This is a genomic window from Halosolutus sp. YCN4 (assembly GCF_059736495.1).
On the sequence record NZ_JCASSM010000008.1, the window covers coordinates 85912 to 110448 of the forward strand.

Consider the following 24537-nt stretch of genomic DNA (forward strand, 5'->3'; position numbering starts at 1 on the left):
TTGAAGGTATCATAGAAGTCTTCACACGGTACTGATTACACTCACCTCTCTTCCCCGGACGGAACACTCAAGCGACTCCTTCGAAATGAACTGTGTATGAACCGAGCGATCCTCGTAGTCTTCGTGGCGCTCTTCGTCGTTCTTGCAGGATGTGCGAGCGACACTGAGGGCTCCGAGGACGCGATCGACGACCCGCAGGCGGTTGGCGACGCCCTCGAAGTCGTCGACCTGAACATCAAGGATGTTTCGCCTGAAGAGGAGTATATCGCCCTTGAGAACACTGCCGACGAGCCCGTTGATCTCTCTGGATTCGAACTCCGAGATCGGGAAGGAGGACAAGTCGATGGCGGCCTCTCACCGTTTTCCTTCCCAGATGAGTTCGTCCTCGAACCCGGTGAGACGGTACGGATAACGACCGGTGAAGGCGACGCAACCGAGACCGAGCTGTACTGGGGCTACAACGTGAACATCTGGCGGGGCGATGGCGACGTAGTTCGACTCGTCGACGCCAACGACCAGATCGTACTCGAGCACGCCTACGGCGATATCGATCTCGATGAGTCGGACGGCGATGTAGATGGCGGAGATGGTGACGAGAGCGATGTGGACGGTGCGAGTACTGTCGAGGGCGAGTTCGAGATTCACCACATCGACGTCGGGCAAGGCGATTCGACCCTCATCGTCACGCCAGCCAATGAGACGATCCTGATCGACAGTGGAGACTGGCGGCAGGACGGCAGTGAGGTAATCGCCTACCTCGAGGCTCAAGGAATCGATCGGATCGACCACCTGGTCGCGACACACGCCGATGCCGATCACATTGGCGGCCACGCCGCTGTGATCGAGCACTTCGAGACGAATGGTGAGGGTGTCGGGGCCGCGTACGATTCGGGAGTCCCATCGGATTCAGCGACCTACGGGAACTACCTCGATGCCGTCGACGAGTACGGTGTCGACCTTCTCATCGTCGAAAGCGGTGATGAACTGCCGATCGAGGGTGACGTCTCTGCCCAGGTGATGAACCCGCCCGCTGATCCCGGGAGCGATGTCAACGACAACAGTGTGGTGCTGGCGTTCGAGTTCGGCGACTTTCAGTATCTGGCCCCCGGTGATGTCGATACTGGCGTCGAACAGCAGCTGGTCGACGAGTGGGGAAGCGACCTCGAGAGCGACGTATACATGGCTGGACATCATGGCTCATCGACCTCCTCGAGTGAAGCCTTCGTAGACGCCATCGATCCGGAAACGGCCATCATCTCGAGTGCCTACGACTCACAGTACGGGCATCCGAACGACGAAGTGCTCGAACGGTTTGCCGATCGGGAGATCGAAACGTACTGGACGGGAGTCCACGGCGATATCGTGGTACGAACCGATGGCACGTCGATCGATGTTACGATGAGCGAGTCGTTCTCGACGGACGCCGAGGATATCCTCGCGGAAACGCCCGAATCCGACGACGAGACGACTGCGCTGGCATCACCTCCACGTGTCGCAGGTGGTGGGGCCAGTGGGGTTGATAAAGCTGTCGCGCCTGTTGTGGGATGAGAACCATGGAGGGGACCTACACCGGCGTAGTTGACCGGATCGAGGACGGCGAGATCGCCGTGATCTTGCTCGAGGAGGACGAGCAGGTGATCGAGCAAGTGGATGTCCCTGTCGATCGACTGCCCGACCCCGCTCAAACAGACGGTGGCGTGCTTTCGGTGACGTTCGAGGATGATGAGGTGGTGTCGATGGAGTACCGACCGGACGCAACGCGAGACCGTCGTGAGTCTGCTCGGGAGAAACTGGATCGATTGTCGGAGAAGTTGTCCGATCGCGAGGAGTGAGTCGCCTCTAGAGTTGGCGAAGGGGGACTTTCGAGGAAAGGATCAGTTGTATTGATCGTCGACGGACTCCTCAAGGCGCTCGACATCGATTCTGTGTGCTCTCAAGCCGTATTCCGTCGACCCCCAGGGGTTACTGCAGGCCGACGGAAATCTTGATATGATTTCCGTAAGAAGAAGCTTTATATCGCCCAATTCGGGCATGGGTTACAGACGAACCCTTGTTGGGTTGAAGCGAGGATAGAGTCAGGGCGATCGTTCGGGACGAACTGGACGTCGAGTAACCCACCGACGCTCGTTTTATCGATACTGTATCTACAAACAGAATTATATGTTAGCTGACTATATCCTTCGGGTATGGACAGAAGGGCTTTGCTCGTGCTCGTCTGCGTGGCGTTCGTCGCGATCGCGGGGTGTGCAGGCGGAGGTGGGACGGCCGACTCACCGTCGACGAACAACACGACCGACACTGAAGGTGAGACTAACACGGCCGACACTGAAGGTGAGACTAACACGACCGACGTCGAACCGAACGATGAAGCGACGAACTCGGAGCCGTCGGTCGATGTCGATCCGGCCAATCCCTATGAAAAGAAAGAGTTAGTTGTCGCGCTTGACCGATCGGGCGCGGATCGCGACGTAACGCCGCTCGTCAAGCAGGCGTTGGACTACTGGGAGAACAACAGCGAGGCCCACGCAGGGTATCCGATCGAGTACGATTTCCAGCCGTACGCGTCCGATCCGGATGTCCAGATTCGAATGGAAGAGAAGATATCGCTCTGTGGCACATCTTTCTCGACAACGACACTGGGCTGTGCTGATATCGTGACCGAGCCGCGCGACGAGCCTGTGCCGGTCGAAATCGAAGCTGGATACACGAACGCCAGCACACTAGAAATCATGAAACACGAACTCGGGCATACGCTCGGGCTTGATCATGATGACAATCCGCAGTCGGTCATGGCCGCGAATATGACTGCGATTCCCGACCCAATTGATGTGGGTCTCGTCTGGGAGACGTCGACGCACAATCGCGACGAAGTGCGCGACCAGATCAAACACGGTCTGGGCTATTACGAAGACTGGTCGGCCGAAAACATGAACTCTACCTTCGAGATCGGCGAGATTAACGAAACGGAGTCGCGTGATCAGGCTGACGAGGAGTTCGTCGTCGTCGTGACTGACGATGAAGACGACTGCAAGGAGAACTATGTTTCGTGTTCGAACTCGACCGAGGACCCGATCAACGGACTGGAGTTAGAGGTCATACTGGCTGATCCACGCGAGGACATAATTGGGTGGCTGTCAGCCGATTTCTTCGCGTACTACCTAGATTTAGAAGAGAGCGAAAAGCCGGCCGTCTTCGACGAGTTAGATGTGGATGTGGCGACGAGCGACTGGTGGAACGACGAGTACTGACGACCGATCGCGCGTTACAGACGATCACCCTTGTGGGGATGAAGCGCTTGACACACGAAATGCAAAATCCCTATCGGGAGTTTCAGACGAGCCCTCATGCGGTCAGGACTAGTACAATCTGCTTTTTCAGAACTCACCGATCGGCAGTTCGTCGACGGCCTCTTTCGGCGTGACGTCCCACGCAATGAGCCGATCGGCGGCCAACTGCCATGCGTAGTCAGCGAGTTCGGGATCAACGTCTTCGGTCTCGTAACTGAATTCGGCGAGTGCGATCGCGATCAGGAGGTCCTCTTGACGATCAGAGAGCATCGCCGATCTTGGCCGCGGTTTCCGATAAAAAGTCTCGGGAGAATCAAAGCGAGAGTGGTGTAATGGGGGTGTCTGTCCGGACTCCGGAGGACTACACCCTCTCGCCACTTCATCGAATACACCCATAGTAATTAATTCTAATTGATGACTGAGGGATATATTGGTGCTTTCGGAAGAATCGGAACCAACGCGGGTAGCGATAAGGGTGCTCGTCGGTATCCAGTCACCTATGCACGAACAGGAACGGAACCGCCGCGTCGTTAGATACGAACTCGGTTCGCGTCTCTTGGAACTTCGTGGTGGCGACGTCGAGGCGATGGTTGATCGACTCGCCCGCGGGTTTGTCGATGGCGATCTCGTCGCGAGCCGCGATCAGGGTCGCGAGGCGCTGGTGTACGACGACACCATGGCGGATCTCCTCGAGGGACGGCTCGACGTCTATCGAATCGATCGCGATGGAACAGTGTCGCGAAAAGAGACGGGCCACTGGCGAGGCGATTTCGAGGAGTGGCTCAAAGACCATCGCGACGAACTGGACTGGGTCCATCACGAGTGGCGATGACGCTACCTCGAATGGGTCGTCGGAAGGAAACCGATCGGTGGACTGGTTTGTCACCCTGAGTTTGAAGTTGCGAACACTCACAGTCAGCGTATGACACAGCTCTGGCTCGTCCCCGTCGACGAACCATCGTTCCAGGAGACGCTCACGAAACCTATTGAGCTCAGTGATCAGGACGAAAAGCCCGATGAGTTCCCTGACGAAGCGCGAGTGTGGGGTGTTCGGACTGACCCAGAGCAAGGAAGTTGGGAACGGAACAAGCGAAATCTCGAACAGATGGAGACTGGCGATCCGTTGCTGGTCTACCGGAACAGTACGAGTCGGTACCACGCGAAAGGGCGGGTCGGGGAATTCTGGCACACGGAGTATATCCGGGACGAGTTCTGGAACGGTGGGCCAGCGCTCGACATCTTTGCCGTCGAAGGGTACGAGGAGATCGACGTCGATCGAGAGCGGGTCAATGATAGCCTCGGCTACGAGGACCACTTCTGGCCGCAGGGGCTCTGGCGTGTTGCTGACGACCGGCCAACCGATCGGGTCGTTCGGAAGTTCGATATCTGAGGGTATGTTTGAGCTATAGTAGCCACTGAAAGTCAATGCACACCTGATCGCAGGATGGCTTTGCGATCAGTGTGTAAATCGTTTCAGTGGCTACTATAGTCGTGGCTCTCTACCGCATCCAGCACTCTGTGTCCCCAAGGGGACAAAAGCGAAAAAATACACTGTCCCCACCCCGCCTCCGTGCGCGGATCTCCAGGTGATCCACTCGAAAGGGAGGGGTTGAATTGGGTCCGGTTATAGTATATTTGTGGACACGACACTCCCAGTCGGGAAAAAGAGTTCCGCCGCAATCTGAAAGAGAAATCCAAGTGTCATCCAAACGAGGCCAATATTTGTAACAACTGTATTTCTGGCTAATTTCTCTGCTTTGCTCTTGTCGACAACCGCGCCATGGTATACGCCTGAAGTCACTTCTGATTCCATTGCAATTGAATACCTCCCTTGGATGTCTGCTTCTACAAGTAATATCCAAGTACCAACCATGCTGATTACTAGTCCATAGATCACAGCCGGCACTGGGACCAGTATATCAATTGATATGAGTGGTAGAAGGACTTTGAGAAAATTAATTGGAAATCCAGAGGCTTCTTCGAGATAAACCTCTGCAAGTATCCTCTCAATTGTTTCAAGGTCATCGTCATCTAACGAGAGGTCTTCCATCTGGCTAGGGTTAGTATCGATTAGCGGAACCAGATATTCTTGAGTGAGCTCTATTTTCGTTTCTTTCTGCATAGCTTAGTTCAGCACCATATTATTAGATGAGTGATTTGAATATTGCCCCAAGGGGGACAAACAATTGCGCACCGTGCGCTCTGTGTGCCGCGCTTGCCTCAAAACGAATCGGGCGGTACCAACCGGAAGAGATGGCTCTACGGTAGTATTGTGAATGGGGACAGCCTCGACAACCAGAATTGCCAAGTCGGCTTAGGAGGGAAATTGCGGCTAAGGCCAAGGTACCAAATCAATTGCCATGCCTCCGCACCGTCAGAGTCGAAACTAAAAACAGAGTTACCAAACCCGTCTGCGAGATCTATCGGTGAAGTCCTGAGTGACGTGTTAGTTATATTTGCTTGCAATAATATTGTTCAAATCCCTATGGGTACAGGAAGTGATAGTGAAGAACTGAGCTATGAAGAAATTGATCAAGCGAGTAGTGAGAAATTGGACATACTCTACGAAGAAGCTTACAGAAAAGTAGATAATCAGCTGGAAACTAATAGTCGGATTGAGGATCATGCCCGACAAAGACTTAGAACGATTTTTATCATATTTGGTTTGTTCCTTACCACACTGTCATTTTTGGCTCCGCTGATTGCGTCTGGGGAAATACAAATTGGTAGTCTCATATCAGAACAATTAGAGAGATTATTTAGATCCCTTTCTGAATCAAGGTATTTGGGACAAGTGAGTTCCTCTATATTAGTGTGGATGCTATCTCTGTTTACCTTAGGATATTTTTCCGTTTTCGTTGGAAATTTAGCAACATCTTTTTATTATAATCTGTCTCCTTCAAGAACATCTTTAATAAAGGTGTCAATGGAGAGCGCTCGTATACAGAGTCTTATTCATGATGTTTCAAAGTTAGGTGTTCCGAAAAAGTGTGTATTATATGATTATGCTGATTCAATTGCACTTAACAAAGAAATTATAAAAGGAAAATATATGGATAAGAAAATAGCAGATGATGCGTTCCTACGGGCTTTTTGGAATTTATTTTGGTGCTTGCTAGTGATTTATTTATCTTTTTTGACTGCCGTTCCTTTATTAGTTGTTTTCGTATTCTTACTTTCAGTCGCAAATGTATGTTATAGACTATTCCGAATGTTTGGGTATGTAGAAAGTGGTGCGATAATAGAGCTAATAGAAGAGAGAATGCGTTAGTGAAATTAAAATTATTTTTATAAATAATGTGGGCAATAGTTCAGTTCTAATGGATTCATGAACGAATCGTTCTTCCTACCCCCACCGGTTGCATACCGACGAAGTCGATTTTCCAGATATGAACACAAATTCGATCACAGCGTGTTCATGTCTCGTGGCTCGCGATCGCGTGCACTCCGCCAACCGTGCCGATCCCGCCGTCCTCTTACTCTCTTTATAGACTCACCTACATCGAAATACCCAAGAATTCTGCAAATATTGACTCGTGTTCACGACTCCGACTCGCGATGATAAAACTCCTAGCTCTGGGCCGACGACGGCAACGCTTGGCGCCTTGTCCACACAAAATACATCGCGAACTATTGCAACGTAACCGGCCGGCGTCGAGTGAGGCACCACGTTGAGGCCGGCGCTGCTCAAATTCGTCGACGACGCGCAAGAATGGTTCCCTCAATTTAACCGGGAGACCGCCCGGGTAGGAATCCCGTTCTTCAGGGCAGGTCAATGGAGGTGATTTAGCCAATCGACGGTTCTGCCGCCGTCGGTCTGCGGAATGCTACTCATCGTGTTCCCTATCCTTGCACTGAATAATTTGCTCGACGTAGCACTCGCCATTGTAGATGAGGCGATAGAGGCCACGTGTCTGCTTTTCGATCCACCCCGCGTTCTCGAGCGCATTCAGAGCATCGTTCACACGTTGACGTTCGAGTTGAGTAATATCCCGAATCCGACGCGGGTTAACCTGATACTCCTCACGGAAGACATCGAGAACCTGTCGTTGCTGCTTCGATGGGTCGAAGCTCTTGTTCGCCACGTTGAATCGTCTGAATCCTTCCATACCGATCCCCTCAAAAGTACCTATCAGTGTCTACACTGTTGTACCTTCTGATGTCCCCTCTATTGTCCGTTACAAAGTAACGCTTAATAGGCTGGCGAATAGAGTAGTAACTGAGCACGGGAGTCGGCCTCAGAAGGTGGCCGCGGGTGTTGGAGCACCCTCGACCGTGCTGGAATCACCAGCATATGAGCGTACACACGCAGACCCACGAAACGGTTTCGGATGAATCGGCAGAAACGGAAACCACCCAGATCGATCTAAGTACGATCGCGGCCCAGACGACATCGACGGTCGACGTGCTCCCGGACTGGGATGTCCACAACGCAGCGTGTCACGCAGTCCGCGATACGCTCGAGCGCGCCGTCGAAACGGAGGGGATCTGAAATGCAGGTCAACATACGCCCGAACCCGGATTGGGAGGCAGCCTATCAGCAGTACAGAGGGCCCGAACCATCGATCGACGAAGCCGACGCAGTCGCCGGTCCCGAAGGCGTCCTGACCGATGGCGGCGAGGATCGTCACGCCGAGCCTATCGAGACCCAACTGCGCATGGCCGATAGCACGGACGACGATCGCGATCCGTTGCACGTCGGCGACCACGTCCAGGACGTCACCGAGGACGACGACGAGAAGACGATGATCGTAGTCGAGACGACACCGTACACTGCCGAGGAGTACCGCCTCGAGGGAACGAACAAGACCGTCGCGGACGTCAACCCTGAGTTCGAACCAAAGGACGACGTCTACGAAGTCGTCTACCCCGATCGAACGACCAAGTCGATCGAGACACTGAAGACCTACGCGTTCCCCCGCGGCCGGCTCGAGCGCGTCGCAACTGTCCACGACGTCGGAGGTGAGGAATGATGGCGATCGAGGCCAGTAGCAACGACGTCGCGGGTGCGCTTGAGGGTGAGCAGGTGACGCCACTCCCACGATCGTTCCTCGTCGAGGCCACCGGACCGGCGACGATTATCCGCGAGCACGGCGACGTCACCGAACGAACCGCAGGCGAAATCGAAATCTCCTACCGGATCGAGACGCTCGAGGAGTTTGGTGAGTTCTGGGCGCTGCGGAACAAGCGCCATCCGAAGCAGGAGGCGATCCACAAGCTACTCGGACGGCAGGAAGACGACCAGGTTCGGTACGACGAACAGGCAGAGAAGTGGGACGTCCAGATCGATGGCCACGTCCAGGCCTACTTTGGCCTCGCTGAGACGATCGTCGAGTTCGACGGCGACCTCGACGTTTTCGACGCGCCGGATCGACGGTTTTTCCAGCGCATCGCGAACAACATCGGCAAGAACGTCGACGAGCTCGTCGCGGACTTCGCCCACGACCTGAAGCTGTCCCCGCTGTGGGGACCCGGCGCGCGGATCGCCGAACTCGCGGTCGAGCACGGCAACCGTGAGGATCTCGAGGGCTATACGGAGACTCTACTTGAGGAACTTGAGGACGATGACTGACCGTCGCGACGCGTTCGCCGTCCGCTGGACACCGCCACGCGGCCCCGCTCGAAAAATCGTCTTCGAGCCACGGGCGATCGGCGGCTATGATCGTGAAGAGTACGAACGGCGCAACGGCGAGTGGCGCTGCGTCGGTCGCGAGATCGTCGCCCACGTCGACCTCGAGTGTGCGGACGGCGTTGCGATCGGCGAGTAGATCACCGCCAGTATTTGACATTCACCTTCGATAGTTGGTACTGGCATGTTCCAGCCGAGTTCCTTTCGGGACAACGACTGTCCATCTCCATGGCCCCGACTACAATCAGCTCCTGTACTTCATAACCAAGTACACCAATGGGGCCACCGAAGGCGATCTCACCGGATCGCATCTTTTTTGAATCCAAGGCCAGTTAGAATTGTACCTGAGTCTACCAACAGTGCCACGATCGGCGAATAGGTATCTCGACCCTGTTGGTACCTTCTGTTGAAAGGAACTCTCTGGTCGTGCGTCGAATAACCGATCTATTTTGCGTACTGGGTAGACTGAGTCTTAGTCGTCTTGGACGGGATACACGTGAACATCCCCGCTCCCGTTGACTATGATCGTGAATCCAGCGTATTCGAAGCTGACCTGAGTCGTCGTAGTACTCGAGTGAGCCGTGAACAAGGTATTCAATGCGTCAGGATCGATCGTCTTGTTGAGCGGGGGTAATTCGAGCGGATCAGTATCTGTTACTTCTGCGACTGCAGAGACAACAGCATAGACCGGCGTATTCTCGGTATCTCGTTCCCATGTAGTACTGGTAATGCTTGTCGGGTTAGTTGATGAGTCTCCTTCACCGCCCCCCGTGTCACTCCCTGTCATACCTTTGAATCGGAGAACCATCATAAAAGGCTTATTAAAGCATTTAGTGATATTACCAATTAATAATCATAAAACAGGTCTCAAACTGATTTCCATACTTGAAACCGTATTTTGATGATAAGGGCGAGCATTTTTATGTTACATAAACAATATCTGATCATGGCCGATCACGTCTTATCAGTCTTGCCGAATAAACATCGCCAACGTCTTTTGATGGCCCTTCTGGAGCATAACCCTCAAGACGACGTTCATGTTCCCGAGGAAGTCCATGTTGGGGAGAAGGAATTAGAGGTCCTGAGAATCGAGATGTATCATATCCATCTCCCGATGTTAGAGGACACTGGATTGATCCAATGGGATCGCGATTCACATACTGTTTCGAAGGGGCCCCGGTTCGAGGAGATCAAGCCTCTACTCGGAGTAATAGATGAACATTTTGACGGGATTCCGGACGTCTGAACCTAAGGCCGGTGTTGGGCTTCTTTCTCGTGTAACTTCTTCAGGTACGAGACTAAACAGTGTAGTAGACAGATGCAATTGGCGAGCTGGGGAGGCGTGCAGAAGGACTGGAACGCTAAGTATAGGGGAACGATGTAACGTTGCGAATCGTAATCTATCAATTGTTTGTCAAGAACGGCGTACTCACTAAAGAGCACGAATTCTGCATGATAGTGTCGTGAGGTGGGTAGGATTACTCACTCGAAAAAGAGACGAACGCGCCGCTGTTCACTCGGTTTTCCGCTACTCTTCGGCTGCCATCGCGCCAAATACGCCGGTGGCGTCCGCAGGAACGTCGAAGTCGTGATAGTGCTCACCCTCCTCCTTCGAAAGGATATTCAACGCGGCAGCTGCACCGTCACCGGCGGAAATAATTGCTTGCCACTCTTCGGCTCGAACCATCGCTCCTGTCGCGTACGCGTTCGTGACGGTCGTCTCCATCGTGACATCAACGTCTACGACATCACCATCGAACGAGCAGCCGAGCGATTCTGCCAAGTCACGGTTTGCGCCGGTCGCAAGCACGATGTAGGTCGCCTCGTATTCGTCCGCTGGTGTTTCGACAACAAACCCGTCGTCCGAGGGAGTGACGGCTTCGACCGTCTCACCCTGCTTTCGTTCGACACCGAAACTGTCTACCTGCGTTCTCGCAGTCTCCATGAACGCCGACCCGTCTATCGAACCGATCCCGAGATAGTTGAACAGGTGGGCCTTGTGCATCCACGTCGAGTCCGTGTCGAAGAGAGTCGTTTCGAGCCCGTTCTTCTGCGTGTAGAGACTAGCGCTCAATCCAGCTGGCCCGCCACCAACGACGATGACATCTGTGTCACTCATGCACTGATCGGTTTGTGTCTCAGCAATAAGTACCTCCGAGTAACGTATACGTCACCCCCTGATACTCATGTCATAGCTGTCAATCTAATACTATTCTTACACCGTTGGAAAAATAAGTACTTTTGCTACCTTCGCGCGTTCCCTTCATGGAGATCTACCGCTTAGTCCCGTACAATTACGGTTCATTTGTACCGAATCGACAAAGCAATTTTATCGTTGGCTAGGATTCTATTTCGAGTATGTCCTCTCAAGAGGTGCAACTACGGAGTACAGTCGCGGGATTCACGGCAGAAGGGAGGCTTCACACGCTGAGTGTGTGGTTCATTCTTGCATTGCGGCTCATGATGGGGCTGGCCTTCTTCCAGAGCGGTGTCGACAAAGTGTTGTCGGGGGACTTCAGCGCAGCAGGATATCTGCAGAACGCGCCACCAGCCAACGGAAGTCCCGTGGCCGATCTGTTCGTTGCGATGGGCAACACTGCGTGGTTCGTAGACTTTGTAAATATCGCTGTCCCGTGGGGCGAGGTTCTTATTGGACTGGGTCTCTTGTTCGGTGCCCTGACGCGCCTCGCCGCGTTCTGGGGCGCTTTTATGATGTTGATGTTCTACCTCGGGAACTGGGACGTTGCGCACGGTTACATTAACGGTGACTTCGCGTACATGCTTGTCTTCCTCTCGGTCGCTGCCTTCGGCGCTGGCCGCATTCTCGGACTCGACGCCTACATCGAAAAGTATGAGATTAAGGGAGAGCCGCTCATTGAGCGCTATCCTTGGTCCCGGTATTTCCTCGGTTGAGCTACCCACGGCTAAAGCCGTGGGTTTTCTCCTGCATTCCGTATAACGTCTTCTGTCCGCTCCGGAACTAATTCCGCAGTAGCGTTCAGACCCCGTGGTTACGTGCCAGTTGTTTCTATCAGGGTGTCATAGATCGGTTAGCACTCCTATCTTCTGACCTCTCCAATCGCCCAGTACAGGTAGTAAACTGATCATCACAAAATTAATACTCATATCGTGATAGAATCAATTCATGAATGAGACATATTATTTTGGCTTGATTCTCCTTATCTCCGGTGGATTTCTTGCTCTCAACAGTACAGGAATATTTTCGTCCATTGGCATCGTAGCGTCGATTATTGGAATGCTGATCGCCATTTTTGGACTTCTCATCTAGTCTGCCGAAAAGAGTGGGTGAGACGATAGAATCAACAAGAAATCAGTACCCGAGGCAAGAGGTTGACCCCGATGGCGAGAGGGTTTCGTACGTACAAGGTTGGGGAGTGATAGGCGCGGTCTTCGGCGTCGTCATATTGGTATTGAGGTTCTGGTTCCTGTAACTGAGTGGGAGAAGATAGGGTGTCATAGAACTCCTCCCACGGTGTTGATTACACCTACTTCGATGGTGAATTGGCTGATAAGTAGGAATGCGAACTGATCAGTTATTAGTCTCCGAAACTCGTCTGTCGCTCCTGCTCAAGTCGTTGACAGCCGATCACTAACGAATCGGGAATATCGGTCGCAGTTGCATGTAACGCGTCGAGAACGACGGCGATCTCGTTGAACTGCGGGCCACGAGATGCAACGAACGGCTCTGTCTCCCAGTCAATGAACCCCTGCTCAGCCAACAGAGGAAGATGGCGGTGAATCAATTCCTGCCGAATTTTTTCGGGTTCGGCTGGAATATTTGGATTCGTTGCATGTTCTGGCAATGAAACCGATCGGCTCGGTGGTGCATCTAACAGGGAGACGATGAGTTGACGGCGAGGTTCTGCTGAAAGTGCCTTGAATACGCGATTCCATTTTTCGACGATACGGTGTCCATTCTCAATTCGCACATCCAGTTCTTCCATGCCAAGGTACCCGGACTCCTCCGATATAAGCTACCACCCAAACAACAAGAACTCCAACCAATCTCTGGGATTGATGCGTGAGTACGTAATTTTTGTCTGGATTTCAGACTCTGCATCAGGTGGTGGACCTAATATCAGTTGGTGCGTAGCTACCGTATGACTATCATCGCAGAGATCTCGATTCATGCCAATGAGTTTCTCCTCGGTCAGATCATCGCCGAACACTCGGGTCTCGTAATCGAACTCGAACGTGTCGTCCCCGCCGAGAAGCGAATCATGCCCTACATCTGGGGTTACGGTGACGATCTGAAGACGTTCGAGGCCACGATGAAGGAAACTCCGAACGTCAGATCGATCACGGTTCTTGACGAGTACGACGATCAAGCACTGTACAAAATCGAGTGGGAGGATCCAGCCGAACAACTTATATCTGGGATCGCCGACACGAATGCGACGATTCTCGAAGCGCATAGCGACGATGAATGGTTGTTTCGGATACGATTCGAAGACCATTCTGGGCTCTCACAGTTCAACCAGTACTGCGTCGAGCACGATATCTCGTATCGACTCAACCGTGTTTCCTCGCTCGGAGAGAAGCCGTCTACTGACCACAAGTACGAACTCACCACGGCCCAGCACGAAGCGCTCTCGCTTGCGGTCGAACGCGGTTACTTCAAAGTCCCCCGTGAAGTCGAGTACGAAGAACTGGCTGACGAACTCGACGTCTCGGTACAGGCGCTGTCCGAACGGGTGCGCCGTGGAACTGACAAAGTCCTCAGCGCCGCTTTGCTCAGGCCCGGAGGGAGTAACGGTTAATACCGATAGTCAGGGAGACCATTATTACCGGTATAAAGTCCATGAGTAGCACTGAGGTCAGCCTTTATTGCTCCACCACCAGCCCAATGCATGGTTGAACAACTCCATCTCGAGCAGATAGACACACCCGAGTTTCTCGACACGGTATTCGATCTGTTGGCCGATTCGAAGCGGCGATATACCCTTCATTATCTACTGATGACCCGTCAGCCAGTGTCGGTTAATCAGGTAGCGGCCGAGGTTGCTACAAGCGAATACGGCCTCCCGGCTGAAGACATTACACCCGACCAACTGGAAGACGTGCTGCTTCCTCTCAGGCATGTCCACCTTCCGTTACTCCAGGACACAGGAATCCTCGAGTGGGACCGTGAGACGGATCAGGTCACACCGACATCGTTTTTGGACCACCTCTCGGTGACGGTCTCGCACTCGGGTGGGCTACTCGACCTGTCGATAACAGCCCAATCGGAGACTCAGTGACGCCGATCCGATGGCAAACAATAGGGAGTTCCAGGAATCACCGAGTATTGCCGTCGTCGAGGCAGTTGCCGCCGAAAAAGGAGTCGAGCCAAGCGAACTCAAGTGCGTGTTAGCGGATTCGATCAATCCAGTCGCATTGGATCGATTGTTTAAGCAGACACCGAAACGGGAACGAAATGCAGGCGTTGTCAAATTCTCCTTCTGTGGGTTTGTTGTCACCGTTTCTGCTGAGGGGACCATTGCTGTTCGATAGAATCAACTGGACGCGGTGATTTGGAGGAACTACCTCGATATAAATAGTCGGCCCTGTTGAAATCCCATTCTTCAGATGTGTTTTGACTGAAACAACTGTTACGTAGATTTGCGAACTGAGCACAGACCCATTTAATGAAGCAGTTTGTTATAGCAAGGATACCGATACAATTAGATGAAGACACTTTCACTAAAGCACGTATCCTACGAGTATGGATCAATTGGAAGCAGTTCATATTCTTGCCAGTGCTGATCGGCAGATTGTACTCCAGGTACTATTTGACCAGGAAAGAGAAGCCTCTATAGAGGAAATTTCAAAACAGGTAGCCGCCGAAAGACATCAAACTTCTCCTGATAACATTAGCGATAATACGATTAAACGTGCCCAAATTCGGTTGGTTCATAACCACTTCCCACGGATGACTGAAGCGGACCTCATAAATAAAGATGGCAATATGGTATCGCTTATTGATGGAGAAAATATTGAAAAGGTATCAGAAGCCGCTGAGGAGTTAGAACCTTGGGTTTCTGATAATTTGCTGGAACATTAATCTCAGAACAACAAATCAGGGGTACTTCAACTATATCTTGCGCACCGAATTTAACAGATATTGGTAAATCTGATTGTGACTTCGTTACCTGCTTGACCTGTATTGAGCAATCTCTAACCTCGCAAATCGAGTCGAATCCCGTGGAACATTCGCGCTTTGTATCTCGCACGACTCGCACAACTCCTTCAGAAACTGATAGAAAGCGCGTGCAAGATACAGAGCATGATTTCAGCACGACGACATCGTTTGTGTCACGTCGAGACGGGCGAACCAACCGCTCAGTAGAGTGTACAAACTAAACGGTACTGCTATACTCCCTTGGTGAAAGAATATATGGCCGTCCCAAGAAGGTATAACAGTATGACCTCAAACCACGTAAAAAACAGTGACTCGCTGGTGATGCCCGGTATGATATATTTCGGTTCCGCCTTCTTAATCGGTTTGCCCGTGATGTATGTCGTTTACTGGATTTTTTCAGAGATACTTATCCTCCTTCGGCTCGATTGGGTCGTTACCTCTGTTGCAGGGCTCATAGTGGTTGCTGCAGCATTTTTAGTCGGCATGATGGTCGCTGGAAAAGTAGCAACTATCCTTATGAATAGACTTTCCTGAATGTGAAACGGTATCTGGTTTCTCTATACGTAACACGGCCACCGGGAACCTATCATGGCGGGAGGATTTCAACAGAGCCACAGAATACGCCAGTTCTGTTGAACCCCCTCAAGAGTGATGGGGTTGGCAACATCATCGGTCAGTACAGCGAATCTGATGGGCACTACTCGCGTTTACTGATCGATAGATATTCTTCCGTTCTCTACGGTTATTTCGTATCCAATATATTCAAAGGTGATTTTGCTTGATTCAGCAAGTTGGCCAAGTACATCAGGATTGACGCTATCGTAGAGAGGAGGCAGATCCAATGGATCTTGTTCTTCCATTTCAGACACTCTATCCACGATCTCGAGGAGTAACTGAGTCTGTGTACTTGTAGTTAAATCCCCCATAGAGACGCATTCGCTGGTTCTATTTATAAATGAATCGCGAATTAAAGTTGAATCCGCTGAAAATTCAACAGAGTTCTTCTAACAAGTATCAAAGTCTTCGGTGGTTGTTATGGCAACTCTTTGTCTTGTACCAGGGGCGATCGCTGAGTACCTGACAATAGAAGGGCCTCACAGAGTCGATGTTTCGAAACGGTGCCCATCAGACCTTTTATATCATACTTCGAAACAATCGGTAATGATTAGAAACCGATGGGTATTCGACGACGAGTACCCGACACAAATCCTCCATCGGAACGCCGAAATGGACTCGCTCTCTCGACTTCTCCAACCCGCACGCATTGGGCGGCCTGCCAAGAACGTCCTGATACACGGACCAAGCGGCGTCGGCAAAACAGCCTCGGTGCGGCGAATGCTACGAGATCTTCGCCAACAGGCTGACGTCAACTCCGCGCTCATAGAGTGCTCTAGTAAAACACGAAATGGCATCCTCCATGAGGCGATCGAAAAGTATCCTACGGGAACAGTCGTGCATCGAAACCAGCCCCGAGAAGAACTTCTGCGGACGTTCGAGCGGGTCGCTGACCAGCCGTTTATCATCGTCCTTGACGAGGCCGACGTCATTCCCGACTTGGACATCCTCGGCGATCTCTTCTCGATCGACCTCGTGTCTGTGATCGTGATCACGCATTCCAACACTGAATGGCTCAGTCGTGTCGATCGCAACGTTCAGCCGGCGTTTCATGGCGAATCGCAGATCGAGTATCGCAAGTACCACGTCCCCGAGTTAGTGGACATCCTCGAACCGCGTGTCGAACACGGCTTAGTAGGGTGGCCGATCTCGACAGAGCAGTTGGAGTGGATCGCTGACGAGACCGGTGGAGTCGCCCGATGGGCTATCAAATCCGTTCTGGCTGCGGCCGAGCTCGCCACTGAACGCGAGCACGAGGGCATCCAGGATGGCGACGTTCGAGATTCGTTCGATCGAGCGAGTCGAATGATTCGGAAGGACAACCTGCGTTCGCTTCCGGTACCGCATCTCCGACTGTACGAGTTGGTGCGGGCCATCGGACCTGCCTCTGGTGAGGAGATGAAACAAGCGTACCACGATCACAAGGAGGCGATCTTCGAGGGCCTGGAGAGAGATACCGTGACCTGGCGACGGGCGTGGGACTATCTGAGCAAGATGGCCGACTACGATCTGATCGAAATGCCTGGTGAGACAAACTCGAAGGTGTACAAGGCGATGGATCCGGAGTTAGAAGCGCCTGTGGAGTTCGATGTGACAGAGGCAACCGAACTGAATTAGTCAGCTGTTGCTGCCACGTTCGAACTCGACCTCGAGTTTCCCTTTGCCCATTCCTCCATCAGGTGACGGATAATCTCACTCCGAGAGGCGTCACGGTCAATCTCCCCCTCAGCTTTCATTTCCCAGACCTTGTCGTCGAATTCCTCGACAAGATCCTCTGGGGCATAGATGCTGACCGTTTTCATGTCCTCGCTCATATAACAGACTATTAGCCTAGCACAATAAAAATCTAGGTTCATTATTGGAAAAATTGGCACCACAATCTATTAGACAAATAGGCCATTAGTGTTGGGTGATGGCAGAGACGAGTATCTACATCGACGACTAAATGATCGGCGACGTCGACGAGATCGCCCACGCAAGAAGCTCGCCAGGCGACCATGTCAGCCGGTCAGAAGTCGTTCGTGACGCTATTCGGGAATACGTTGATCGCCATCAACCGGACGAGGAGATAGGTGAAGGAGACGATTCCGTCGGAGCACAGGCTACCAACTAAACTGCGATGAGCCGGGTGTCACCAGCACCCAACTCGCAAAACCACAGTACGCATGGTCACAATCGCGACGCGCGGAAACTGTTACGCGGCGGGTACAGCGGTCAGTACCGGCCGTAACCGCCGATTGCTGCCGACTAGCTGTTTCGAAACGACGCGGGTTACCTTAGTAGGATATCGTGACCAACAGCAGAACCAGACACTCGCGGTTACGCCCGGGGCGCTCTCCAGGTACCAACTCGATTGCGCCCCGGTACTCCGCGGGTCACAGACACCAATGCCGGGGCAGGAATCCGCCCCGGCTACCTGTAACCATGAACACAGACACCAACGATACCGATAATCCTGACGGATTGGACAGTACCGACTTAAGTTACATCGAGGCCGCCACAGACCGTCTCCAAAAAGACGCCGTCGACGCTGACCCTACGCAGGTTACGCACCTGCGTACGGTCCGAGAGTTCGACGATGAAGAGGTTGCTGAACAGAGAGAGATCGTCGATCGGCCTGTCGGAACTCTCACTCCTTCGGGTCGGTACCACGCCACCGGCAAAACGAGCGATGAGTGGCTCACCAGCCGTTGGGCGATCAACCTGGGTGAGTGGCGATGATCGCCGGCCAGTTAGCGCTCTTCCAGGACCCTGCAGCCGAGCCACTGGCGAACTACCACGACTCGGGCTACCGCGCCCTCCAGGTCGAGGAGACCCAGGCCTACCTCGATGACGAGCTCACAATCCAGTCGGGGATGATCGCCGGGCGCGTCCCGAGCCAGCGCGAGAAGGTGTTCACCGACGGCCACGAAATCGAGGTCGAGCAGGTCAATACGAGCGAGAAGGTCGCCACTGAGTTTGTCGCCGACGTCGACGGCGAGGGCTGGATCCTCGCCGAACGTACCCACTCCAGCGAAGAAGACCATGAACCGGACTGGCCGTTCAACGACCTCTCGACGCGCGTCGGGCAGGAGATTGTGCCGATGCAGCTCAAACCCTACGAGTTCGTCCGGAACCAGCGCAACGCCGATCGGGACTACACCGTCGAGATGGCTTCGCGCGAGTACAACATGGATGACGTCTCGATCGAGTGGGGCCAGGGCGCGCTCAAGAAGGACGCGATCAAGTCCGACGTCGGCGTCGCGCTGACGACCCACTGGCGCGACCAGTTCGTCCGCCTGGTCATCTACGGGTCGGGCTACCTCGCGATCTGGGAGCCCGCGGAAATGAAGCCCGAACTGCTCGGTCGGTTCATCCACGAGGAGATCGTCCCGATCGCACACTACGGTGAGGACGAAGTCGAGGAGGACACCGAGGAAACCGACCAGGAGACGCTCGACAACGAGCGGGTGACAGCATGAGCGCCGACGAGTTCCGTGATCGGCTCGATACTGCCCTCGAATCGGCGATCGCTGGCGATGCCGATCTGGACGAGGTGAATCAGGCACTCGAAGATGCCCGTACACGTGTCGATTCGATCCGACGGATTCGAGGTGAGGCCTGATGACCCGTACTTGCAAAAAGTGTGGGATGTCAACGTCCCCCTCCCGTCGCGTTTGTAAGTCCTGTGCGGTCGAGGATCGCTACGGGACGTCGACGTCGGATCAGCTCCGATCGGACGCCGATGGTGTCCGTTGCTGGATCCAGGACATCGACGAGACATGGCACGCATCGATGTACTTCGAGGGGTCACGCCATGTCGCGGCCTGCGGAGAGATCCTCGAGACGCCCGTCGCTGACCTCAAGGGAGATCCGCGGTTTTTCGACCAGACCCACGCCTGCGAGGACTGCAAGCGAGCCCTCGAGAACGACGAGTCCGAGACGACGGTCCCCGACGGGGGCGAGTTCGAACGGGCGAACCAACTCGCGACCGACGGCGGTGAGGTCGATGTCTACCAGTGGGTACTCGACAACGTTCACGAGTACCCAGCGAAGACCGACTCGAGGTGGGGCTGTCGAGGCAACCTCGTCCATCAGGGTCGCAAGCTCGATGGCGTCACGAAAGACGACGTCCAGGAGGCGATCGCCCGCGCGGTCGAGAACGAGGACCTCATCTCGTGGCACGGACTGCTGGCCCGGGCCGACATCGAGACGCTTCGTGAAATCGTCCGCGTCGAGACCGAGGAACACGACATCACTCGCCAGATTCTCGTCGGGAAGTGCAACAAGCTGATCGCGGCAAAGAAACAGGAGCAGGCTGGCGAGAACTCCGACCGAGAAGTCGCGGCAGACGGCGGCCTCGAGGAGGTGTTCCGTCGCGAGACGATCGTCGCGACGGACGATGGGATCGCGATCGGTGAGAACGCAACGCCGAGTGAGGTGGTCCCCGATGAGTGACAGCGCTCAGTCTATAGACGGTACTGACCTCCCTGGGTGCGGGTTCTGTGAGGAAGACACTGCGGACGACGGCCCCGAGGGATCCGGCGACGACATCCAGGAGGAAGTCGTCTCCGAAGAGATCACCGTTGACGGCGTCGACGACAGTGAGGAATTCGAGTGTGCCTGCGGCGAGACCTTCGAGACCAAGCGAGCGCTCCAGGGGCATGGTCCGAAGAGCTGTGAGGAAGGCGAAGGCGAGAGTATCGAACTTCCTGACGGGGTGACTCCCGAGGACGTCGACGACATCACCAGCGGTGGGATCGAGATTCGAGACCTCGCAGACGAACTCGGTGTCCACCGTAACAGGGCGCGTTCGATCGCCCACGATTTCGGCTACTACACGCGCGTGCGTGAGGTCTGGACCGATCGGGGTCACATCGATCCACGAGCGCTCGGTCTGCTCGTTCTCCTGCTCGGGATGATAGTCACCGCGGCGATCGCGATCGGGGTGACCACGACATGAGCACCGTCACGCAGTCACCGCGCTACGAGGACACGACGGTCTCGGATCACTGTCGTGAGCGCTGGGCCGAACGATCCGACCGGCCGAACCTCAACCCGCGCATTGCGTGGCTCGAGGCTGTCCCGATCGACTATCCCAGCATGAGCCCGCCGGCACGCCACGCGCGCTATCACGAGGTGACCGATCTCGTGCTGTTAGTCACCGACGATGGCACGATGACGACCTGCATTCCCCTGTCGAATCGGCCCGCGAACGAACAGCAGCACGTCCGCAACCAGGTGAGAAACGTATGAGCACGACAAGCCCGACGAAGCCCGATGATGATGACGATACCGACGCGTGGGAACGGCTCGCCGAGCACGAAGACACGCTCGAGATGCTGATCGAGGAGGAAGTCCCGATGGCACAGGACGCCGAGATCCTGCTCGAGGAACTCGAAGAGAGGGGATACCGATGATCGCGAAATCACATACTGATCTAGCGATCGAGCAGAGCGCTACGGATCTCAGGATCCTCGAAGGCCTCGGCCAAGTCGAGGACCTTCTTGGCCTTCTCGGGTGGGAGCTCGGCGAGCGATTCGGCTTCACGATCGTCGGCGTCGTCGAGTTCGGCGGCGGCCTGGGGATCCATCGCCTGGCCGCACCAGACGCACAGCGGTTCGTCTCTGGGCGTTTCCCGGCCACAACGGGTACACTGAAGCGGCGCGATCGGGTCGGGCTCGTCATCACTGACGTCGACTCCGTGGAGTTTCGCGAGCTCGCGATCGGAGTCCTCGCCGAAGACAGAGATGTAGCGGGCGGCGACGTCGCTCCCGCGAACCCAGCCGTGATGCTCCTCGATGTGGGCCTGGTTCAGGTTGCGCGAGGCGAGAAAGGCAGCGCTGGACTTCCGGAAGTTGGTCAACGTGACGGGCTTGTCGACGTCGGCTCGATCGGCGGCCTCGTCGAAGACCTTCGAGACCATCCGATCGGAGATCCCCTCGCACTTGGTGATCTTACTCCAGAGGGGAGCGTCGGGATCGTGCCGATCGGGATGGTCGTCGAGCCAGCGGTTGACGTGCGGGACCGACGGGATCAGCATGATTGTTCGGCGGCCCTGTTTGCCCTCGACTGTGACTTGCAGTCCGTGGTCGTGGTCCTGGACGTCGCCGACGGTGAGGTTCTTGAACTCTCCCCCACGGAGTCCGGCATCGAACTGCAGGGCGATCATGGCCGCATCGCGCGCGTTGAAACAGTGGTCGATCATTGGGAGAACATCTTCTTCCCACCTGAGCATCTCTCGGGGATCGGGACTCGGGTCGTAATTTCGGGAGGTGCCGGTTGGGACCCAGTCGACCGAGGGCGGACACTCATCGTCGTCGCCGGCGACGCGCTTTGCGAAGACGCGGATCGCGCTGCGGTAGTCCCGGTTGGTCTCCTCGTTGTCGTAGTTGCGGTTGATCCAGGCGACGATCGTCTCGGCGGCGTCGCGATCTTCGAGGGCAGCAGCGAGGATGTCGTCCTCGAGCTCTTCGGCCATGATGACGCAGTGCCGGAGGAGTTTCTCGTGACGGTAGTCAGAGTACTCCTGGGCGAGGAGATCGAGCGTGTCGCTGAATTCGATCAAGAGTTCTCGGTCGTCATCGCCGATGTCGTCGCCGGTTTCGGCGCGATCGCGAAGGTTGTCGATTCGATCGCGCGGTTTTCGTCCCATGAACCGCTAGAATTAGCAGACAATCATAAAACTATGGCTATGAACCTTGGGTTCCCGGCCCACCCCTGGCTTGGTGACGCGAGCAACTTTGCGAGCGTCAGCAACGCCAATTGGGATTTGTAGCAGGGACTGAAACGAGCGACGCGAGTGGAACGACCGTGGTTCAAATCTCACTCCTGGTCCGGTGACACGAACCGATCGTGGCTCCTCACTCCGTCCCGGTCAACCGGACGGCCCACTGTCACCCGATTAATCAAAACAATCGTCTTTGTGAAAATGTAGCATGGTTAAACGGTAGGAGCACGAAAGACCGGTGAGATTCTCCCATGGTCGACAAGGTATTTGACGCGCTCGCAGCTGTCCAACGTCGTCGACTGTTGATCGCCTTGGTAGACCACAATTCACAGGACGTCTCCGAACTGTCGGGCGTCCCGTGGAACATCGATGAGACGGAGGTCGAATTGGTCCAGAAACGCCACGTTCACCTGCCGAAACTGGCCGACTACGGCTTTATCGAGTGGCACCCGGACGACGAGGTCGCGGTAAAAGGCCCGCAGTTCGACGAAATCAAACCGGTACTGGAACTGCTGGTCGACCATCAGGACGAACTCCCCGACGGCTGGCTGTGACGGCGGCCGGGACTGGTTCTTTCTAGGAGCGTCCGATCGAATTGCGTCCCGTTCGACGGTGACTTCTCTGCGGCCGATTCGTCCAACGACGCCGAGCGGCTGCGCTCGCGTGGATGTAGAGACTGGCGGGCCCCGTCGTGGTTGGGCTGTAACGGGACTCGCCACTTACCCGTACCGACCGTAACGCCAAGAAGCTTGTGTGATTATCTGAGTGAACAGCAGGGGGAGACGTATCTGGACCCGCGAAAACGCGATCGCACTCGTCGGAAAGACCCACTGATAGGCCGAAGTACACGAATCCTTTTCCATGCACGGGGCCTAATCCGGGTGTTCGAATATCCGAATTCGTGGTTGGGCCATGACACAGGACGAAACTACAGCAGAGGCGATCAGTCTATTACAGGAGCTCGGGCTCCAGGAGTACGAGGCACGCTGTTTTATGGCGTTGAACAAGCTTCCCAGCGGAACGGCAAAGGAGATTCACGAAATCTCCGACGTTCCGCGCACCCGGGTGTACGACGCCATCCGCGTCCTCGAGTCACAGGGGCTGGTCGAGGTCCAGCACTCGAGTCCGCAGGTGTACCGCGCCGTCAGCGTCACCGAGGCGACACAGACGCTCCGCCGGAAGTACACCGATCGGATCGAAACGCTCGAGACGCATCTCGAAAATACGGACGTTCATGACGGCTCGGCGGACGACGATCGCGTGCAGGAAGTCTGGTCGTTGATCGGGAACGAGGCCATCGAAGCGCGAACGCGCGATCTCATCGACGAGGCGGACTCCGAAATCGCGCTCCTCGTCGTCGACAAGGAAATCCTCTCCGAATCGCTGTTCGACGGCCTGCAGGAGGCGGCGAACCGGAACATCTCGATTCTGCTCGGCGGACAGACGGAGACGATCACCGAGACGCTGGGGGCGCAACTCCCCAATCTTCGCATCTTCGAAACGGGCCTCGACTGGCTCACCAGCGACCACGACGACGTCGCGATCAGTCGGATCCTGCTCGTCGATCGCGAAACGCTCCTCGTCGGGTCGTACTATCCGGACGCCGACGACGCCAAGGCGAAAGAACAGGCGATCTTCGCGAGCGGACTCGAGAACGGGTTCGTGGTATTGCTCCGGCGGTTGGTGACGTCCGGACTGGCCGCGACGAAAGACCCCGGAAAGTGACCCCGTGAGCGGACGGGTGTCGAGTTTCGATGTCGCGCTCGGCAGGCAGGATGACAAACGGTGCGATCGGGTCGACTCGTTGCTCCGTCAGTGTCCATCGCGTCATCAAGGTCCACGTTCACGGTGCGGAACGTTCTTTCGCGCGAGGACAACGCGCTGGCCAGGGGGAGAGTCGTGTTCTCGGCTCCGGACGCGATCGACCTGCCAGCGTCCTCGATGCGAACCGTCGCCGTGTCACAGTTACCCACACGACGTCCGATCGAGGCCGTACAACCCCTGCCTGCGAACCGAATATTACCGCTTGAACTGTTCCGTAAGTAGATACAGTGATTACATTATAGTAAAGTTAGTCCCCAATATAGACATTGGTGTTGGATTGTGTTCATTGATGTGTAGGAAGGTACTACAAGCTCGGATTGGGGCCAGAGGA

37 protein-coding genes are annotated in these 24537 nt (G+C 54.8%); 28 read left to right on the forward strand and 9 right to left on the reverse strand.

The features are described from left to right. Nucleotides 1–96: 96 nt before the first annotated feature. From AC6I6X_RS22120 to AC6I6X_RS22130, 3 genes are all read left to right on the forward strand, one after another. Nucleotides 97–1548, forward strand: a complete 1452-nt coding sequence (locus AC6I6X_RS22120; protein WP_497932738.1) for a lamin tail domain-containing protein — start codon at nt 97–99, stop codon at nt 1546–1548. Between the two features lie 5 nt (nt 1549–1553). Then, nucleotides 1554–1832: a DUF3006 domain-containing protein gene (locus AC6I6X_RS22125; protein WP_497932739.1), complete on the forward strand. Its 279-nt coding sequence runs from the start codon at nt 1554–1556 to the stop codon at nt 1830–1832. A gap of 375 nt (nt 1833–2207) precedes the next feature. Then, nucleotides 2208–3248 carry a matrixin family metalloprotease gene (locus AC6I6X_RS22130; protein WP_497932807.1) on the forward strand — a complete coding sequence of 347 codons (1041 nt, stop codon included), beginning with the start codon at nt 2208–2210 and terminating at the stop codon, nt 3246–3248. Between the two features lie 126 nt (nt 3249–3374). Here AC6I6X_RS22130 and AC6I6X_RS22135 read toward each other — a convergent pair whose 3' ends face one another. After that, nucleotides 3375–3557, reverse strand: a complete 183-nt coding sequence (locus AC6I6X_RS22135; protein WP_497932740.1) for a hypothetical protein — start codon at nt 3555–3557, stop codon at nt 3375–3377. 229 nt (nt 3558–3786) lie between these two features. Here AC6I6X_RS22135 and AC6I6X_RS22140 point away from each other — a divergent pair, with 229 nt between their 5' ends. Both AC6I6X_RS22140 and AC6I6X_RS22145 read left to right on the forward strand, forming a co-directional pair. Beyond that, on the forward strand, nt 3787–4119 hold the full coding sequence (locus tag AC6I6X_RS22140) for a hypothetical protein (RefSeq protein ID WP_497932741.1): 333 nt from the start codon (nt 3787–3789) through the stop codon (nt 4117–4119). Nucleotides 4120–4209: 90 nt separating this feature from the next. Further along, nucleotides 4210–4677: a hypothetical protein gene (locus tag AC6I6X_RS22145; protein ID WP_497932742.1), complete on the forward strand. Its 468-nt coding sequence runs from the start codon at nt 4210–4212 to the stop codon at nt 4675–4677. 234 nt (nt 4678–4911) lie between these two features. On the opposite strand, the gene AC6I6X_RS22150 is transcribed toward AC6I6X_RS22145, so the two are convergent. Then, the gene (locus tag AC6I6X_RS22150; protein WP_497932743.1) at nt 4912–5409 is read right to left on the reverse strand and encodes a hypothetical protein; all 498 of its coding nucleotides are present in this window, start codon (nt 5407–5409) and stop codon (nt 4912–4914) included. A 363-nt stretch (nt 5410–5772) separates the two neighbouring features. Here AC6I6X_RS22150 and AC6I6X_RS22155 point away from each other — a divergent pair, with 363 nt between their 5' ends. Next, nucleotides 5773–6558 carry a hypothetical protein gene (locus tag AC6I6X_RS22155; RefSeq protein WP_497932744.1) on the forward strand — a complete coding sequence of 262 codons (786 nt, stop codon included), beginning with the start codon at nt 5773–5775 and terminating at the stop codon, nt 6556–6558. Nucleotides 6559–7114: 556 nt separating this feature from the next. Here AC6I6X_RS22155 and AC6I6X_RS22160 read toward each other — a convergent pair. After that, on the reverse strand, nt 7115–7396 hold the full coding sequence (locus AC6I6X_RS22160) for a MarR family transcriptional regulator (RefSeq protein ID WP_497932745.1): 282 nt from the start codon (nt 7394–7396) through the stop codon (nt 7115–7117). 185 nt (nt 7397–7581) lie between these two features. Here AC6I6X_RS22160 and AC6I6X_RS22165 point away from each other — a divergent pair, with 185 nt between their 5' ends. Genes AC6I6X_RS22165 through AC6I6X_RS22180 form a run of 4 tightly spaced genes read left to right on the forward strand, consistent with a single transcriptional unit; the run spans nt 7582 to nt 9055 of the window. Further along, entirely contained in the window at nt 7582–7779 is a 198-nt protein-coding gene (locus AC6I6X_RS22165; RefSeq protein ID WP_497932746.1) for a hypothetical protein, read from the forward strand. A gap of 1 nt (nt 7780) precedes the next feature. Next, nucleotides 7781–8260: a hypothetical protein gene (locus AC6I6X_RS22170; protein ID WP_497932747.1), complete on the forward strand. Its 480-nt coding sequence runs from the start codon at nt 7781–7783 to the stop codon at nt 8258–8260. Continuing rightward, a complete protein-coding gene (locus AC6I6X_RS22175) occupies nt 8257–8859 on the forward strand; it encodes a hypothetical protein (protein ID WP_497932748.1) in 603 nt (200 codons plus the stop codon). Before AC6I6X_RS22170 ends, AC6I6X_RS22175 begins: the two co-directional genes overlap by 4 nt. Next, nucleotides 8852–9055, forward strand: coding sequence for a hypothetical protein (locus AC6I6X_RS22180; RefSeq protein WP_497932749.1), 204 nt, complete (start codon nt 8852–8854; stop codon nt 9053–9055). The genes AC6I6X_RS22175 and AC6I6X_RS22180 overlap by 8 nt, the downstream gene beginning before the upstream one ends. Before the next feature lie 333 nt (nt 9056–9388). Here AC6I6X_RS22180 and ddfA read toward each other — a convergent pair whose 3' ends face one another. Continuing rightward, entirely contained in the window at nt 9389–9703 is a 315-nt protein-coding gene (gene ddfA / locus AC6I6X_RS22185; RefSeq protein WP_497932750.1) for a DdfA family disk-determining factor, read from the reverse strand. A 159-nt stretch (nt 9704–9862) separates the two neighbouring features. On the opposite strand from ddfA, the gene AC6I6X_RS22190 reads away from it, so the two are divergent. Next, a complete protein-coding gene (locus tag AC6I6X_RS22190) occupies nt 9863–10162 on the forward strand; it encodes a DUF7344 domain-containing protein (RefSeq protein WP_497932751.1) in 300 nt (99 codons plus the stop codon). A 282-nt stretch (nt 10163–10444) separates the two neighbouring features. Here AC6I6X_RS22190 and AC6I6X_RS22195 read toward each other — a convergent pair whose 3' ends face one another. After that, a complete protein-coding gene (locus AC6I6X_RS22195) occupies nt 10445–11035 on the reverse strand; it encodes an NAD(P)/FAD-dependent oxidoreductase (protein ID WP_497932752.1) in 591 nt (196 codons plus the stop codon). A 239-nt stretch (nt 11036–11274) separates the two neighbouring features. Between AC6I6X_RS22195 and AC6I6X_RS22200 the strand changes: the two genes are divergently transcribed. Continuing rightward, nucleotides 11275–11829, forward strand: coding sequence for a DoxX family protein (locus tag AC6I6X_RS22200; RefSeq protein WP_497932753.1), 555 nt, complete (start codon nt 11275–11277; stop codon nt 11827–11829). 644 nt (nt 11830–12473) lie between these two features. Here AC6I6X_RS22200 and AC6I6X_RS22205 read toward each other — a convergent pair. Next, nucleotides 12474–12881 (reverse strand): hypothetical protein, encoded by a 408-nt coding sequence (locus tag AC6I6X_RS22205; RefSeq protein ID WP_497932754.1) that lies wholly within the window; start codon nt 12879–12881, stop codon nt 12474–12476. Nucleotides 12882–13037: 156 nt separating this feature from the next. On the opposite strand from AC6I6X_RS22205, the gene AC6I6X_RS22210 reads away from it, so the two are divergent. The 5 genes from AC6I6X_RS22210 to AC6I6X_RS22230 all read left to right on the forward strand — a co-directional run bounded on the left by AC6I6X_RS22210 (nt 13038) and on the right by AC6I6X_RS22230 (nt 15592). Next, nucleotides 13038–13697 carry a helix-turn-helix domain-containing protein gene (locus tag AC6I6X_RS22210; RefSeq protein ID WP_497932755.1) on the forward strand — a complete coding sequence of 220 codons (660 nt, stop codon included), beginning with the start codon at nt 13038–13040 and terminating at the stop codon, nt 13695–13697. A gap of 90 nt (nt 13698–13787) precedes the next feature. Beyond that, a complete protein-coding gene (locus AC6I6X_RS22215) occupies nt 13788–14177 on the forward strand; it encodes a DUF7344 domain-containing protein (protein ID WP_497932756.1) in 390 nt (129 codons plus the stop codon). Between the two features lie 10 nt (nt 14178–14187). After that, a complete protein-coding gene (locus AC6I6X_RS22220) occupies nt 14188–14430 on the forward strand; it encodes a HalOD1 output domain-containing protein (RefSeq protein WP_497932757.1) in 243 nt (80 codons plus the stop codon). A gap of 211 nt (nt 14431–14641) precedes the next feature. After that, the gene (locus tag AC6I6X_RS22225; protein ID WP_497932758.1) at nt 14642–14980 is read left to right on the forward strand and encodes a DUF7344 domain-containing protein; all 339 of its coding nucleotides are present in this window, start codon (nt 14642–14644) and stop codon (nt 14978–14980) included. Nucleotides 14981–15340: 360 nt separating this feature from the next. After that, nucleotides 15341–15592 (forward strand): hypothetical protein, encoded by a 252-nt coding sequence (locus AC6I6X_RS22230; protein ID WP_497932759.1) that lies wholly within the window; start codon nt 15341–15343, stop codon nt 15590–15592. A gap of 173 nt (nt 15593–15765) precedes the next feature. Here the strand turns inward: AC6I6X_RS22230 and AC6I6X_RS22235 are convergent, their stop codons facing one another. Further along, on the reverse strand, nt 15766–15984 hold the full coding sequence (locus AC6I6X_RS22235; RefSeq protein ID WP_497932760.1) for a HalOD1 output domain-containing protein: 219 nt from the start codon (nt 15982–15984) through the stop codon (nt 15766–15768). A gap of 235 nt (nt 15985–16219) precedes the next feature. On the opposite strand from AC6I6X_RS22235, the gene AC6I6X_RS22240 reads away from it, so the two are divergent. Beyond that, the gene (locus AC6I6X_RS22240; protein ID WP_497932761.1) at nt 16220–17290 is read left to right on the forward strand and encodes a Cdc6/Cdc18 family protein; all 1071 of its coding nucleotides are present in this window, start codon (nt 16220–16222) and stop codon (nt 17288–17290) included. On the opposite strand, the gene AC6I6X_RS22245 is transcribed toward AC6I6X_RS22240, so the two are convergent. After that, nucleotides 17287–17487, reverse strand: a complete 201-nt coding sequence (locus AC6I6X_RS22245) for a CopG family ribbon-helix-helix protein (protein WP_497932762.1) — start codon at nt 17485–17487, stop codon at nt 17287–17289. The genes AC6I6X_RS22240 and AC6I6X_RS22245 overlap by 4 nt on opposite strands. A 131-nt stretch (nt 17488–17618) precedes the next feature. Between AC6I6X_RS22245 and AC6I6X_RS22250 the strand changes: the two genes are divergently transcribed. From AC6I6X_RS22250 to AC6I6X_RS22285, 8 genes are all read left to right on the forward strand, one after another. Then, the gene (locus AC6I6X_RS22250; RefSeq protein WP_497932763.1) at nt 17619–17786 is read left to right on the forward strand and encodes a ribbon-helix-helix domain-containing protein; all 168 of its coding nucleotides are present in this window, start codon (nt 17619–17621) and stop codon (nt 17784–17786) included. Nucleotides 17787–18097: 311 nt separating this feature from the next. Beyond that, nucleotides 18098–18394, forward strand: coding sequence for a hypothetical protein (locus AC6I6X_RS22255; RefSeq protein ID WP_497932764.1), 297 nt, complete (start codon nt 18098–18100; stop codon nt 18392–18394). Further along, complete coding sequence (locus AC6I6X_RS22260) at nt 18391–19134, forward strand: hypothetical protein (protein WP_497932765.1); 744 nt, start codon at nt 18391–18393, stop codon at nt 19132–19134. The genes AC6I6X_RS22255 and AC6I6X_RS22260 overlap by 4 nt, the downstream gene beginning before the upstream one ends. After that, nucleotides 19131–19277, forward strand: coding sequence for a hypothetical protein (locus tag AC6I6X_RS22265; protein WP_497932766.1), 147 nt, complete (start codon nt 19131–19133; stop codon nt 19275–19277). Before AC6I6X_RS22260 ends, AC6I6X_RS22265 begins: the two co-directional genes overlap by 4 nt. A 26-nt stretch (nt 19278–19303) precedes the next feature. Beyond that, nucleotides 19304–20110 (forward strand): hypothetical protein, encoded by an 807-nt coding sequence (locus AC6I6X_RS22270; RefSeq protein WP_497932767.1) that lies wholly within the window; start codon nt 19304–19306, stop codon nt 20108–20110. Beyond that, a complete protein-coding gene (locus AC6I6X_RS22275) occupies nt 20103–20615 on the forward strand; it encodes a hypothetical protein (protein ID WP_497932768.1) in 513 nt (170 codons plus the stop codon). Before AC6I6X_RS22270 ends, AC6I6X_RS22275 begins: the two co-directional genes overlap by 8 nt. Beyond that, nucleotides 20612–20908, forward strand: coding sequence for a hypothetical protein (locus AC6I6X_RS22280; protein WP_497932769.1), 297 nt, complete (start codon nt 20612–20614; stop codon nt 20906–20908). Before AC6I6X_RS22275 ends, AC6I6X_RS22280 begins: the two co-directional genes overlap by 4 nt. Next, complete coding sequence (locus AC6I6X_RS22285; RefSeq protein ID WP_497932770.1) at nt 20905–21072, forward strand: hypothetical protein; 168 nt, start codon at nt 20905–20907, stop codon at nt 21070–21072. Before AC6I6X_RS22280 ends, AC6I6X_RS22285 begins: the two co-directional genes overlap by 4 nt. 20 nt (nt 21073–21092) lie before the next feature. On the opposite strand, the gene AC6I6X_RS22290 is transcribed toward AC6I6X_RS22285, so the two are convergent. Continuing rightward, entirely contained in the window at nt 21093–22307 is a 1215-nt protein-coding gene (locus AC6I6X_RS22290; protein WP_497932771.1) for a tyrosine-type recombinase/integrase, read from the reverse strand. A gap of 326 nt (nt 22308–22633) precedes the next feature. Between AC6I6X_RS22290 and AC6I6X_RS22295 the strand changes: the two genes are divergently transcribed. Both AC6I6X_RS22295 and AC6I6X_RS22300 read left to right on the forward strand, forming a co-directional pair. Further along, nucleotides 22634–22936, forward strand: a complete 303-nt coding sequence (locus AC6I6X_RS22295; protein ID WP_497932772.1) for a DUF7344 domain-containing protein — start codon at nt 22634–22636, stop codon at nt 22934–22936. 358 nt (nt 22937–23294) lie between these two features. Beyond that, entirely contained in the window at nt 23295–24107 is an 813-nt protein-coding gene (locus AC6I6X_RS22300; protein ID WP_497932773.1) for a TrmB family transcriptional regulator, read from the forward strand. The last annotated feature ends 430 nt before the right edge of the window (nt 24108–24537 follow it).